General features: G+C 62.9%; 1 pseudogene. It reads right to left on the bottom strand.

The window, feature by feature from the left end:
- Positions 1 to 448: pseudogene (locus R2A130_RS18605) on the bottom strand (IS3 family transposase); the annotation flags it as partial.

The following is a 448-nucleotide window of genomic DNA, read 5'->3' as shown; positions in this document are numbered from 1 at the left end:
CCTGCTGCCAGATAGGGACGTGTCGACAACCGTCGCCAGACATTCGCGGCTGAAGTCGTCGATGATGCACAGGATGCGGAAGCGGCGTCCATCGCTCAGAGTGTCGGACACAAAGTCCAGGCTCCAGCGCTGATTGGCACCCTGCGGGATGGTCATCGGCGCACGCGTTCCCAGCGCTCGTTTGCGGCCACCACGCTTGCGAACCGTCAGCTTCTCCTCGCGGTAGATGCGATACAGCCGCTTCCAGTTCACCTAAAAGCCTTCCCGACGCAGCAGCAGATGCAGACGGCGGTATCCGAACCGGCGCCGCTCCGACGACAGCTCACGCAATCGACCGCGCAGCACCGTGTCGTCGCTGCGCGTCGATCGATAGCGATAACCTGCGGATCAATGCCAACGACGGCACATGCCCGTCTTTGCGAGTAGCCCTTCTCCTGGGTGGCCCAGC

The sequence above is a fragment of the Ahrensia sp. R2A130 genome (assembly GCF_000179775.1).
GTDB lineage: Bacteria > Pseudomonadota > Alphaproteobacteria > Rhizobiales > Rhizobiaceae > Pseudahrensia.
The sequence above is the reverse complement of the archived record's forward strand: the minus strand, read 5'-3'. Positions and strand labels throughout refer to the sequence as shown.